The 13474-nt window shown below is 40.5% G+C and carries 11 protein-coding genes; 9 read left to right on the top strand and 2 right to left on the bottom strand.

Features of this window, described 5'->3' with window-relative positions; translation table 11 throughout:
• Positions 1-483 precede the first annotated feature (483 nt).
• The gene (locus R3X26_RS10365) at positions 484-1215 is read left to right on the top strand and encodes a hypothetical protein (RefSeq protein ID WP_317717226.1); all 732 of its coding nucleotides are present in this window, start codon (positions 484-486) and stop codon (positions 1213-1215) included.
• Between the two features lie 214 nt (positions 1216-1429).
• Here R3X26_RS10365 and R3X26_RS10360 read toward each other — a convergent pair whose 3' ends face one another.
• The gene (locus R3X26_RS10360) at positions 1430-2584 is read right to left on the bottom strand and encodes a 2-octaprenyl-3-methyl-6-methoxy-1,4-benzoquinol hydroxylase (protein ID WP_317717225.1); all 1155 of its coding nucleotides are present in this window, start codon (positions 2582-2584) and stop codon (positions 1430-1432) included.
• A gap of 263 nt (positions 2585-2847) precedes the next feature.
• Between R3X26_RS10360 and miaB the strand changes: the two genes are divergently transcribed.
• The 5 genes from miaB to lnt all read left to right on the top strand — a co-directional run bounded on the left by miaB (position 2848) and on the right by lnt (position 8387).
• Complete coding sequence (miaB, locus tag R3X26_RS10355; protein ID WP_317717224.1) at positions 2848-4272, top strand: tRNA (N6-isopentenyl adenosine(37)-C2)-methylthiotransferase MiaB; 1425 nt, start codon at positions 2848-2850, stop codon at positions 4270-4272.
• 87 nt (positions 4273-4359) lie between these two features.
• The gene (locus R3X26_RS10350; protein WP_317717223.1) at positions 4360-5427 is read left to right on the top strand and encodes a PhoH family protein; all 1068 of its coding nucleotides are present in this window, start codon (positions 4360-4362) and stop codon (positions 5425-5427) included.
• Between the two features lie 14 nt (positions 5428-5441).
• Complete coding sequence (gene ybeY, locus R3X26_RS10345) at positions 5442-5903, top strand: rRNA maturation RNase YbeY (RefSeq protein ID WP_317717222.1); 462 nt, start codon at positions 5442-5444, stop codon at positions 5901-5903.
• A 38-nt stretch (positions 5904-5941) separates the two neighbouring features.
• Positions 5942-6838, top strand: coding sequence for a CNNM family magnesium/cobalt transport protein CorC (corC, locus tag R3X26_RS10340; RefSeq protein WP_317717221.1), 897 nt, complete (start codon positions 5942-5944; stop codon positions 6836-6838).
• A gap of 25 nt (positions 6839-6863) precedes the next feature.
• Positions 6864-8387: an apolipoprotein N-acyltransferase gene (gene lnt / locus R3X26_RS10335; protein WP_317717236.1), complete on the top strand. Its 1524-nt coding sequence runs from the start codon at positions 6864-6866 to the stop codon at positions 8385-8387.
• A gap of 88 nt (positions 8388-8475) precedes the next feature.
• Here lnt and R3X26_RS10330 read toward each other — a convergent pair whose 3' ends face one another.
• Positions 8476-8946 carry a zinc ribbon-containing protein gene (locus tag R3X26_RS10330; protein WP_317717220.1) on the bottom strand — a complete coding sequence of 157 codons (471 nt, stop codon included), beginning with the start codon at positions 8944-8946 and terminating at the stop codon, positions 8476-8478.
• Between the two features lie 148 nt (positions 8947-9094).
• Here R3X26_RS10330 and leuS point away from each other — a divergent pair, with 148 nt between their 5' ends.
• The 3 genes from leuS (at position 9095) to holA (ending at position 13454) form a co-directional block, all read left to right on the top strand.
• On the top strand, positions 9095-11668 hold the full coding sequence (leuS, locus tag R3X26_RS10325) for a leucine--tRNA ligase (protein ID WP_317717219.1): 2574 nt from the start codon (positions 9095-9097) through the stop codon (positions 11666-11668).
• Between the two features lie 159 nt (positions 11669-11827).
• Positions 11828-12373 (top strand): LPS assembly lipoprotein LptE, encoded by a 546-nt coding sequence (gene lptE, locus R3X26_RS10320; protein WP_317717235.1) that lies wholly within the window; start codon positions 11828-11830, stop codon positions 12371-12373.
• Positions 12374-12416: 43 nt separating this feature from the next.
• Positions 12417-13454, top strand: a complete 1038-nt coding sequence (gene holA / locus R3X26_RS10315; RefSeq protein ID WP_317717218.1) for a DNA polymerase III subunit delta — start codon at positions 12417-12419, stop codon at positions 13452-13454.
• The last annotated feature ends 20 nt before the right edge of the window (positions 13455-13474 follow it).

Raw genomic sequence — 13474 nt, 5'->3', positions numbered from 1 at the left:
CTTTCTAAATAAAACTTCTTGTATCAGCATTCCCTGGTTCCCTTTTTGTTAAAAACAACAGGTAACCCAGCCATTTTCTTTCTCAATGAAACTTCCTGTATCAGCATTCCCTGGTTCCCTTTTTGTTAAAAACAACAGGTAACCCAGCTATTCTCTTTCTCAATAAAACTTCCTGTATCAGCATTCTCTCATAACAATGCTTATTAGCCTTGTTAAAGTATCACCAGTTAATAGCTTACCGTTTAATCACATTGTTTTTAATACAAAATCAATGAGATGTTGTTCCCATCGTACGTCTACTTTCATCGACATCACTGTCAATTACTTCTAAATTAATTTGATTTAAGATCTAGTGCCGATGTAGTTCGAATAGTCTGAGTAGTTTAGAGGTTGATTAGCCCTCTTTCATTCTCACTCAAGTTATGTAAATCAATAATACCACTATCATTCTAGGTAGTTAAATCCAACAGAGAAAGGCTATGTATGAACACATTAATAGAAAAAATATCCAGCCTAACCAAAGACCAAAATATAATTGTAACCAAAGGAATATCAGGGCTAGACATTTCCAAGCCTATCGCCTTACACCACACGTTATTTAGAAAAGGGAATCACGGTTATGGCGGTTGCGATGATACTCCTTTTGAACTAGGACATAATATACCAAGCGTGCATTGGTATGCCCACAAGGAAGACTACACCGCTGTGGGCATTTTGTTATTCGAATTGCTGTTTAGCCAACAATCTTATGTGACAATACATATTACCCAAGCTCAATCAGAGATTAACACTCTTTATTTATACCTAGAACGAACAAGTGAAAATGAGATATATGGTTTAGAATTTGAGCAAAAAGAAGCCTACAAATCTTACGATTACACACCTCAAAAAGGTCATAAAGATAACAATTACAAAGATGAGCTGATGCCCTTATTTTCATATAGTCATTCAGGGAAAAATCATATTTCTATTGATGAAAAAGCCAAAAAATCCGATCAACTGGTCGTTTCGGTATCCGTTATAGGTTTAATTTATTTAGCAGAATTGTTTTTAAATATGGGTAATCAAAATAATACACAAACAGAATTATCTCTAGAAAATCCGTTGTTAGGAATAGGAGGCGTGCACCCCTTGAGTCTTGAGGCTCAATTTTGGTTGCCTTGCAGCGTTGCTTTTTATGGAAAAAGCAATGTTAATGAACTCATATTTAATTAAAAGAGACACGTTATGAAAATAACAATTATTACAACACGCCTACTTATTCTGCTGGGTGGATGTGGGTATTTTAAGATGACAAAGACGAACTAACACCAATAACAACTGTGGACTGCCAATGAATATTTTTCTGCACAAGAAATTTGTTAAGGTATGTTTACCCTACCTTAACAAATATAAATATCCGATTCAGAATCGTTGGCATAAAAATCCGTCATAAACCTAGTGCGTATTTAAGTACCTTATTCTTTATAGGTCCCGTTGTGTTAGCTATTTTCAACGCAGCATTTCTGGCAAATTTTATCGGTGCAATGTCATTACTGAACGTTTTATAGAAAAAATCCATTCCCGATTGCATCACCAAGTTATCAAGCCTTCGTCTTTTTTCATATGCAAGTAAACACGCTTCTGATTGCCATTCTTTAGTGGCTAAAATTTCTAATAGTACTTTTACATCTTTAAAGCCTAAATTAACGCCCTGTCCTGCTAACGGATTAATGGTGTGGGCAGAATCCCCAACCAATACGCAACGATTCTTAAAGTAACATTGGGCATGACGACGAACTAGCGGAAATGAGCCTGCTTGTAAAACACGAACATTACCTAACTCAGATGGGAAATGGGTATGAATTTGCTCAGCAAGTTTTTCTTTGGACATAGCGACAAGTTGTCGAACTCGACTTGGTTTGTCGTACCAAACTAATGAACCTTGCTTACCTTGCAAAGGTAAAAACGATCTAGGTCCATGTGGCGTAAACCATTGCCAAGTAATATCTTGCTGTTCTTTTTCAGTTTCAACATTAATAAGCATGCAAGCTTGTCTATAATCCCAAGCCGTTAAACCAATACCAGCGCAACTGCGAACGTTTGAATTTGCACCATCAGCCCCCACAACCAATGAACACTTTAGTTCACGCCCAGATTCGAGCGTAACTATATTGTGCGTATCAGAAAAACACATGGTTTTCATACTATCGGGACAAAACAGCGTGATATTATCTTGTTGCTCTATTTGCGCCCACAACCCTAGCTGGATCAGCCTATTCTCGACCATATAACCAAGAATATCGACGCCTAAATCGTCAGCGGAAAATGTAGTCCGACATTCTGGTTGCTCCCACGTTTCTAGTCGACGATAGGGTGTCACTCTCATCGCCTCGATGTCAGCCCAACATTGCAATGACTTGAGTAATTCAATAGAAGCGAGTGAAATAGCCGAGACTCTAATGTCCATTGGCTGAGTGACTTCATACGGCTGAGGTCTTACTCCTTCAATCAATGCCACTTTTTTACCTTGCTTTCCTGCCCCCAAAGCGAAAGCAGCACCCGTCATCCCACCACCAATAACAACTAAATCATACTCTTGCATCTTTTCTATTCATCTCTTGTTGGCATTAACATAATCCTACATGCATCTTACTCAATAACGTAGGCAAATAACGAGGTTGCTATCAAGTATATCTATAGGCTATCTGTATAATAAGGTTAAAACCACCGTTTTAGAAATCATTTAGTCAAGCACTGGTCAGGCGGTTTTTAAAGCAGTACAATACGCGGCTTGCCACGTTATTGGCACTATAATTACGAGCACTATGCTTTCTAGATTGAACACTGAAAACGAGCGAATGTAAAATGAGTAAGAAACTGCTGATAAAAACTTGGGGTTGCCAGATGAACGAATACGATTCATCAAAAATGGCCGATTTGCTTAATGCCGCCAACGGTTATGAGCTAACCGAAATTCCAGAAGAGGCTGATGTCTTACTTCTTAATACCTGCTCTATTCGTGAAAAGGCACAAGAAAAAGTCTTTCATCAGCTTGGCCGTTGGAAAACACTAAAAGATAAAAAACCTGGTGTTGTCATTGGTGTGGGTGGCTGTGTCGCTACTCAAGAAGGCAAACATATAAGAGAACGCGCCTCGTTTGTTGATGTTATTTTTGGCCCACAAACGCTACACCGTCTTCCAGAAATGATCAAATCTTCACAAAATGATCATGCACCTGTTATGGATATTTCATTCCCAGAGATTGAAAAATTCGATAATTTACCCGAACCGCGTGCAGAAGGTGCAACCGCTTTTGTCTCCATCATGGAAGGCTGTTCTAAATACTGCACATACTGCGTCGTACCGTACACTCGCGGAGAAGAAGTCAGCCGTCCAATGGATGATGTTCTCTATGAAGTAGCTCAGCTTGCTGAGCAAGGAGTACGAGAAGTTAACTTATTAGGACAAAATGTGAACGCTTATCGTGGACCAACTCATGATGGCGATATTTGTTCTTTTGCTGATTTACTTAGACTGGTTGCTTCAATCGATGGTATTGATCGTCTGCGCTTCACGACCAGCCATCCATTAGAATTTACTGACGATATCATTGCGGTTTATGAAGATACACCTGAGCTAGTCAGTTTCTTACACCTTCCTGTTCAAAGTGGATCTGATCGTATTCTTACTATGATGAAACGACCACATACCGCGATTGAATATAAGTCCATCATACGTAAGTTGCGTAAAGCTCGCCCAGATATTCAAATTAGCTCCGACTTTATTGTTGGCTTCCCTGGCGAAACAGATAAAGACTTCCAAGACACTATGAAGCTAATTCGAGATGTTGATTTTGATATGAGCTTCAGCTTTATCTTCTCCGCTCGTCCAGGAACCCCTGCTGCTGATTATCCATGTGATTTGCCAGAGCAAGTAAAAAAAGACCGCTTATCTGAGCTTCAACAACAAATCAACAGCCAAGCAATGCGCTATTCTCGTTTAATGCTAGGAACGGAGCAAAGAGTATTAGTAGAAGGGCCGTCGAAAAAAGATCTCATGGAATTACGTGCTCGAACAGAAAATAATCGGGTTGTAAATTTTGAAGGTTCAGCCGACCTTATTGGTCAATTTGTTGATGTAAAAATCACCGATGTATTTTCTAACTCACTTCGTGGTGAGCTAGTTCGCACAGAAAAAGAAATGAATTTACGTATAGCGACATCTCCTGTAGAAATGATGAAGAAATCACGAAAAGAAGACGAATTAGGTGTTGCAACATTTACACCTTAAGCTATCTTAACATTAAACTTGAGCTCGGTTTTTATCGAGCTCCAAGCCCATTTATCACAGAATTACGGGCAATAATGAGAGGCGAAATTGAGCAATAAAATTGTGACTCTAGAGATAAATCTAGAACCTTCCGATAATCATCGTCTATCTAGCCTTTGCGGCCCATTCGATGACAATATTAAGCACTTAGAACGCCGGTTAGGTGTGGAGATTAACTATCGAGGAAATGCATTTTCGATAGTAGGTAAACCTCATACCGCTGCCGCTGCGCTAGATATAATAAAATCCATCTATGTCGATACCGCTCCAGTCAAAGGCAATATCCCAGATATTGAACCAGAACAAATTCATTTAGCCATAAAAGAATCTGGCGTATTAGAGCAAAGCACTGACGCAATTATTGAACATGGTAAAGAAGTTTTTATAAAAACAAAAAAAGGGGTGATTAAACCTCGTACTGAAAACCAAGCTCAATATTTAGTGAATATGGTCACGCACGATATCAGTTATGGTATTGGCCCTGCTGGTACAGGTAAAACATACCTTGCTGTCGCTGCAGCTGTTGATGCATTAGAACGCCAAGAAGTCCGCCGTATTTTATTAACTCGCCCTGCAGTAGAAGCAGGTGAGAAACTAGGATTTCTGCCTGGCGATCTAAGTCAAAAAGTTGACCCTTACTTGCGTCCTCTTTATGACGCTTTGTTTGAAATGCTCGGCTTCGAAAAAGTTGAAAAACTGATCGAAAGAAATGTGATCGAAGTGGCACCTTTGGCTTATATGCGCGGCCGCACACTTAATGATGCGTTTATTATTCTCGATGAGAGTCAAAACACCACTGTTGAACAGATGAAAATGTTTTTGACTCGTATCGGCTTTAATTCTCGAGCAGTGATCACTGGTGATGTGACTCAAATTGATTTACCGAGAGGAGCAAAATCAGGATTACGTCATGCAATCGAAGTCTTGTCTGAAGTAGAGGAAATTAGTTTCAACTTTTTCCAAGCCGACGATGTTGTAAGACACCCTGTTGTCGCTCGAATCGTCAATGCTTATGAAAAATGGGAAGCAAATGACCAAAAAGCTCGTAAGGCGATGGAAAAACGTCGAAACGAAGAACGTGATGCACGTCTTCTCGATGCCACAAAATCGGATTAAGCCGGAAGAAAACAATGACGATTGAACTTGATCTACAACTTGCAGTAGAAAATAGCCAAAATATACCGACCGAAAATGACTTTCAACGTTGGCTTTCTGCTGCGGTCATTCTGTTTCAACCAGAGGCTGAAGTCACTATACGTATTGTTGATAGTGAAGAGAGCCAACAACTTAATCGTGACTATCGTGGCAAAGATAAACCAACTAATGTGCTGTCTTTTCCATTTGAAGCTCCACCAGAAGTAGAAATAAACCTGTTAGGCGATCTCATTATCTGCCAACAAGTGGTTGAAACCGAAGCTCTGCAACAAAATAAAACCTTAAACGCTCATTGGGCGCATATGGTTGTACATGGCACTCTTCATCTGCTAGGTTATGATCATATCGACAATGAAGAGGCCGAAGAGATGGAATCTCTCGAAGCTGAAATTCTGCTAAAGTTAGGCTTTGATGACCCTTATATCGATGAAAAGTGAGCTATCACACATCTGATAGCGCAAACGTACGAGAAACCATGAACGACGAAAACTCTCCCAGTTCAGAAGGGAATAGTAGTAAATCAGAAGGTCCGAGTAGAAAGTCCTTCTTTGAACGCCTAGGTCAAATATTTCAGGGTGAACCTAAAGACCGCCAAGAGCTTGTAGACGTAATACGAGACTCAGAAGTCAATGACCTTATCGACCACGACACAAGAGATATGCTCGAAGGTGTGATGGAAATAGCAGAGATGCGTGTTAGAGATATTATGATACCGCGCTCTCAAATGGTCACCGCCGATAAAGAACAAAATCTTGACGAGCTAGTCAAACTAATCACAGAAGCTTCTCACTCGCGTTATCCTGTAATTAGTGAAGATAAAGACCATGTCGAAGGTATTCTATTAGCAAAGGACCTACTCAAATATTTAGGATCTGGTAGCACAGAGTTTGAAATCAGTGAAGTAATACGTCAGGCCGTAGTGGTACCTGAAAGTAAGCGAGTGGATAGGTTATTAAAAGAATTTCGCGAAGAACGCTATCATATGGCGATTGTCGTTGATGAATTTGGTGGTGTGTCAGGATTGGTGACCATCGAGGATATTCTAGAAGAAATTGTTGGTGAAATAGAAGATGAGTTTGATGACGAGGAAGAAGAAGATATTCGTCAACTCAGCAAACATACTTTCACTGTTAAAGCGTTAGCGACTATTGAGCAATTTAACGAACTATTTGGCACTAATTTTAACGATGACGAAGTGGACACTATTGGCGGAATGGTAATGACGAGCTTTGGCCATTTACCATCAAGAGGTGAAACTGTCGAAATAGGCAACTACATATTTAAAGTAAGTGCTGCGGACAATCGTAGAATTATACAGCTACAAGTCACCATTCCTGATGAAACAAACGTTGCCGACACCGAACAAGAATAGTCAGCTTTAAACATAAGAAACAATGATGACAAAACAAGCTCATCGCCTACTGCGGCCTTTATTGGCCGCTTTTATTGGCGGCTCAACCACACTCGCATTCGCTCCTTTTCAGCTTTGGCCAATTGCCATCATTAGCCCACTGTTATTACTGCTACTGATCGCTAAACAGCAACATAAAGCAGCCGCCTTTACTGGCTTCATGTGGGGCTTTGGCCAATTTGCAGTTGGTATCAGTTGGGTGCATATCAGTATTGATACTTTTGGTGGCATGCCAAAAGCTGCTAGTCTATTGTTAATGCTATTGTTGGTGAGCTACCTTGCTGTTTATCCAGCAATTTTTGCTACTCTACTTAACCGTTTTTTTCCACGACACAATGCCATCCGCTATCTGCTCGCTGCTCCTTCTCTATGGTTATTAGTAGATTGGGCAAGAGGATGGGTTTTCACTGGCTTCCCTTGGCTTTGGCTCGGCTATAGCCAAATTGAATCACCGTTATCCAACCTAGCTCCTATTGGTGGCGTACAACTTATTACTCTAGCGGTAATATTATCTGCTGCTAGCATCGTTTATGCGACCATTCAAAAGAAACCAATCGTGCTTATTTTGCCATTGGTTATTTTTATTAGTTCTTATGTGCTTAAATCTATCCATTGGGTCACACCGGATAAATCAACCCTTACCTCTTTCGCATTAATTCAAGGCAATATTGCACAAGAAAAAAAATGGCTACCGAGCGAAAGAATGCCAACACTGATGAAGTTTTTGGATTTAAGTAGAGTCAACTGGGATGCAGATATTATTGTGTGGCCAGAAGCAGCCATACCTGCGCTAGAAAGCGAATTGCCTGCTTTTTTACTTAATGTAGACAAAGCCGCTCGTAACAACCAAACCGCACTCATCACGGGTGTAATAACGCAAAACTCATCTGGTAATTATTACAACAGTGTTATCACTTTAGGTGACACGCCTTCTGGTGAGTATAACTATCAAACCCAACCACGTTACAACAAACATCACCTGCTGCCATTCGGCGAGTTTGTCCCTTTTGCTGACATACTCCGCCCTATCGCACCATTTTTTAATTTGCCTATGTCATCATTTAACCGAGGTGATTTTATACAAGACAATATTGTGGCTAAAGGCAAGCATTTGGTGACAGCTCTGTGTTACGAAATTATTTTTGGTGAGCAAGTCAGGCAGAATATTAATAACGATACAGACTTCATACTCACTTTATCTAATGATGCTTGGTTTGGTGATTCCATCGGCCCACTTCAGCATATGGAAATCGCTCAAATGAGGGCATTAGAAACGGGAAAACCGGTCATTAGAGCCACCAATAATGGCTTAACAGCGATCACCGACTACCGAGGAAAAGTAATCGCTCAAGTGCCACAATTTTCAACAGAGGTACTACGTGCGAAGGTAATGTCAACTGAGGGAAAAACGCCTTATTTGATTATTGGTGATTGGCCAGTTATCGGCTTTATCTTATTCTCAACGTTATGCATGATGATTAACATTCTGTTCGTGAGAAAAAGTCGCTAACCTAAAACCAATAGAACCCTGAAACCAAAGTTGCTACCCGCCTAAAATTAAACATGGCATAGCAACTTAATTTTTACTAATTGAGAAATTATGGCTTCAATGCAAGGCGAGTGAATTGGTTACCACCACACTTACGGCATGGTTCAATAACCGTAGGATGTATGTACTGGGTCTTATCTCCACACTTCTCACAGACTAAATGACCTAGACCAATTATTTCACCTGTATTATAAACGCCATGATGCTCAAGGTCGGCAAATAACTCTACCCATTCAACTTTAGTTCTATCGGTAATATCAAGTAAGGCTTGCCACATTGAATCCGCGACCATGATTGAAAAGGGACTATCTTTACTCTCTTGGTAACTCTCGGCAAACTCTTTTAAATCTGATTTTACGTAAGCCGAAACAAGTGCGATCTCATCTTTGGTCATATCACTGGCTGCTTTTGCGACCTCTTCAGAACTTTCCAATACTTTGCTCAGCTCTTCAGGACTATGCTTTAGTGTCTCCACCACAGCCTCAAACGTCTCTTCATAACCTAGTTTTCGCTTTGACATGGAGTGCCTCCGTTAGTTTCCAAACATACAGTACAATCTTAATCTTTATTGTCGCTTGTTGTAAGTGCTTGCTTTAGGTATTCTATGCCGATCAATATCGATCTGATCAAACCGATCTCACATATTCCAAGATAACCGGATTTCACAGATGCAAGAACAATACAAACCGCAAGAGATTGAACAAAAAGTTCAAAAGCATTGGGATGACAATAAAACATTTGTCGTAACTGAAGACCCTAGCAAAGAAAAATTCTACTGTCTTTCCATGTTTCCATATCCTAGTGGTCGTCTCCACATGGGCCATGTACGTAACTATACTATTGGTGACGTAGTTTCTCGATTCCAACGTCTTCAAGGTAAAAATGTTATGCAGCCTATTGGTTGGGATGCATTTGGTCTTCCGGCAGAAAATGCGGCGGTTAAAAATAAAACCGCCCCTGCACCTTGGACTTATGAAAACATAGAGTACATGAAAAACCAATTGAAATTACTTGGTTTTGGATATGACTGGACTCGTGAATTTGCAACATGTACTCCAGAATATTATCGTTGGGAACAAGAATTTTTTACTGCACTTTATAACAAAGGTCTAGTTTACAAAAAAACATCATCTGTCAACTGGTGTCCAAATGATCAGACTGTTCTAGCCAATGAGCAAGTTGAAGATGGTTGCTGTTGGCGTTGCGATACACCTGTTGAGCAAAAAGAGATCCCACAGTGGTTTGTTAAGATCACGGCTTATGCTCAAGAGTTACTTGATGATTTAGACAACCTTGATGGTTGGCCAGAAATGGTAAAAACCATGCAACGCAATTGGATTGGGCGTTCAGAAGGCGTTGAACTTAAGTTTAATGTAACCGGTGAACAAGACTTAGAAGTCTATACCACTCGTCCAGACACACTCATGGGTGTGACTTACGTGGGCATTGCAGCCGGCCACCCTCTTGCAACTAAAGCTGCTGAAAACAATTCTGAACTAGCCAATTTCATTGACGAGTGCAAAAACAGCAAAGTAGCAGAAGCAGAACTGGCTACCATGGAGAAAAAAGGCATGGATACAGGCTTGAAAGCCATCCATCCTTTAAATGGTCGTGAAGTCCCTATCTTTGTCGCTAACTTTGTACTTATGGACTACGGTACTGGCGCAGTAATGGCTGTGCCAGCCCATGATCAGCGCGACTATGAATTTGCTACAAAATATGATTTAGACATTGTGCCAGTCATCAAACCTGAAGACGGTTCAGAGCTAGATATTTCAGAAGCGGCGTACACAGAAAAAGGCGTTCTTTTCGACTCTGGCGAATTTGATGGTTTAAGCTTTAAAGCTGCCTTTGACGCTATAGCTAACAAGCTTGAATCGGAAGGCAAAGGTAAAAAAACCGTTAACTTCCGCTTACGTGATTGGGGTGTCTCTCGTCAACGTTATTGGGGAGCACCAATCCCAATGGTAACAACAGAAGACGGTGAAGTTCATCCAGTACCGTCAGATCAACTCCCAGTGATTTTACCCGAAGATGTTGTAATGGATGGTGTCACGAGTCCAATCAAAGCTGATAAATCTTGGGCAGAAACACAATTCAATGGTGAACCTGCACTACGCGAAACAGATACCTTTGATACTTTTATGGAATCTTCTTGGTACTACGCTCGCTATTGTTCGCCACAAGCAGATGAAATGCTCGACTCTAAAGCAGCAAATTACTGGCTTCCTGTCGATCAATATGTTGGCGGTATAGAGCATGCTTGTATGCACTTACTTTACTCTCGCTTTTTCCATAAACTACTTAGAGATGCAGGCTTAGTAAACAGCGATGAACCATATAAAAAACTGCTTTGCCAAGGTATGGTGCTGGCTGATGCGTATCACTACACATCAGACAAAGGTTCAAAAGTATGGGTTTCTCCAACCGATGTCACTGTTGAACGTGATGACAAAGGACGCATTGTTAAAGCCACTGACAATCAAGGTAACGACGTTGTTCACACTGGTATGACTAAGATGTCTAAGTCGAAAAACAACGGCATTGATCCACAAGAGATGGTCGATAAATACGGAGCCGACACAGTTCGTTTATTTATGATGTTCGCTTCACCTGCTGATATGACCCTAGAATGGCAAGAATCAGGTGTTGAAGGTGCTAACCGCTTCTTAAGAAGAGTTTGGAAACTGGTTAAAGAGCACACATCTAAGCAAGTAACGACTGAAATCGATTTGAACTCGTTAACTAACGACCAAAAAGCACTTCGTCGTGATGTGCACAAAACCATCGCAAAAGTCACCGATGATATAGATCGTCGTCAAACCTATAACACGGCTATCGCCGCAATTATGGAATTGATGAATAAACTAACTAAAGCGCCTCAGAAAACAGAGCAAGACAGTGCAATTCTTGATGAAGCGTTAAAAGCAGTTGTTACTATGCTTTATCCTATTACTCCTCATATTTCATACGAACTATGGGAAGCTTTAGGTGAATCAAATATTGATACTGCCAGCTGGCCAGTAACTGACCAAAAAGCAATGATCGAAGACGAAAAGCTGATTGTTGTACAAGTAAATGGCAAGTTACGCGCAAAACTAACTGTTCCAGCCGACATAAGCAAAGATGAAGTAGAAAAACTTGGCCTAGAGAACGAGCACGTCGCGAAGTTCACCGATGGCAAAACGATACGCAAAGTTATTTACGTCCCAGGAAAACTACTTAATATTGTAGCTAACTAACATGATTTCGAACTAAACTAGTTCATTATTGTCTGTAGACAGGATGCCACCCACATCCTGTCTATTATTTATCTAATCAGAATTAATTTTACGATTCTGATTAGATAAATAATTTGAATTTAGATAACCCAAAACGCAGAGAGTACCCTTGTGAATCCAATGACCTCATCATTATCCTTCAAATTCATCAATGTCATGCTACTAACAACCGTCTTATCTGCCTGCGGTTTTCACCTTAGGGGCGAATACTCTGTTCCTGATGAAGTGTCTGAGCTGTCTTTAACCAGTTTTGACAAATACAACCAGCTAACTCGAAATGTTGATGCCCAATTAAGACTTAACGATATAAAAGTAGTCTCCCCTTCTGCAACAGTGCCTAATTTACATCTGCTTAATGAAAGTGTCAGCGAAACAACATTATCGCTGTACCAAAATAGCAAAGCAGCAGAAAAGCAGTTGCAATATAAAACATCGTATCGCGTAACGATTCCTGGCCAAGAAACCCAAACTTACTCCACTTCAGTAACGCGAAGCTATTTAAGTAACTCGAATACTGCCCTCGCAAAATCAGTTGAACGTGATTTAATTGAAGATGAAATGAGCCTACAAGCAGCTAGACAAATCATGAGACAGTTAGCAAGATTAAACAATCAGTTCGATGATGAAGAACCAGTCTCCACACAAACTACACCGTCTAATGAATAGTGTTTATTTAACGAGTCGTGTCTATTTAGCGAGTAATGTTTAAATGCGCATATTTGCTGATAAATTACCACTGCAATTAAGCCGACAACTGCACAACTGTTACTTGGTTTTCGGTAATGAGCCTCTGCTTATTCTAGAAAGCAGGCAGGCGATTATCTCAGCAGCGAAAGTGGCCGGATTCGACGAGAAACGCCATTTTGTACTCGACAATCATATAAATTGGGATGATGTGTACGACTGCTGTCAAGCCCTTAGCTTGTTTTCTTCTCGTCAGATTATTGAATTAGAAGTGCCAGAATCAGGCGTTAATGCAGCGGCAGCAAAAGAGTTATTGCAACTTAGCCAAGGGCTGCACAATGACGTGCTATTACTGATCGTTGGCAGCAAACTAACTAAACAACAAGAAAACACTAAGTGGTTTAAAACATTAAACCAAACTGGTGTTTGGGTAAGCTGTTTATCTCCCGATATACAAAGACTTCCACAGTTCGTACAACAACGCTGCCAAAAACTGAATTTGAAGGCTGACGCACAAGCCATACAAATGTTGGCTCAATGGCATGAAGGAAACTTGCTCGCGCTTTCTCAAAGCCTTGAAAAACTAGCACTATTGTATCCGGATGGAGAACTAAACTTAGTTCGGTTGGAAGAGTCGCTAAGCAAACATAATCATTTTACGCCATTTCTCTGGATGGACTCGGTGTTAGCAGGTAAAGCCAAACGAGCTTGGCGCATTTTACAACAACTAGAGCAAGAAGCCGTCGAGCCGGTCGTTTTGTTACGAACTTTTCAAAGAGAATTAAATTTAGTAGCCCAATTAAAAGCCGAATCGATACAGACACCAATAGGTACGGTTTTCGATAGACATCGAATCTGGCAAAGCAAACGCCCTCTCTATAACGCAGCATTGCAAAGATTAACGGTATCTCAAATTCAAAGACTATATAAAGGTCTGGCTGCCGCAGAGATCTCAAGTAAAACCCAATATGAACATTCTGTTTGGCCACTGATTGGCCAGCTTGCTTTAGAATTCAGCTCTGTAAGCTCTTCAACACTTTCAGAACTGCCATTTGAAAGCTAAAAAATGGTACAATTACCTGT

It is taken from the genome of Vibrio sp. TH_r3 (genome assembly GCF_033101115.1).
Lineage (GTDB): Bacteria > Pseudomonadota > Gammaproteobacteria > Enterobacterales > Vibrionaceae > Vibrio.
This window is presented reverse-complemented; position numbering and strand designations above follow the sequence as displayed.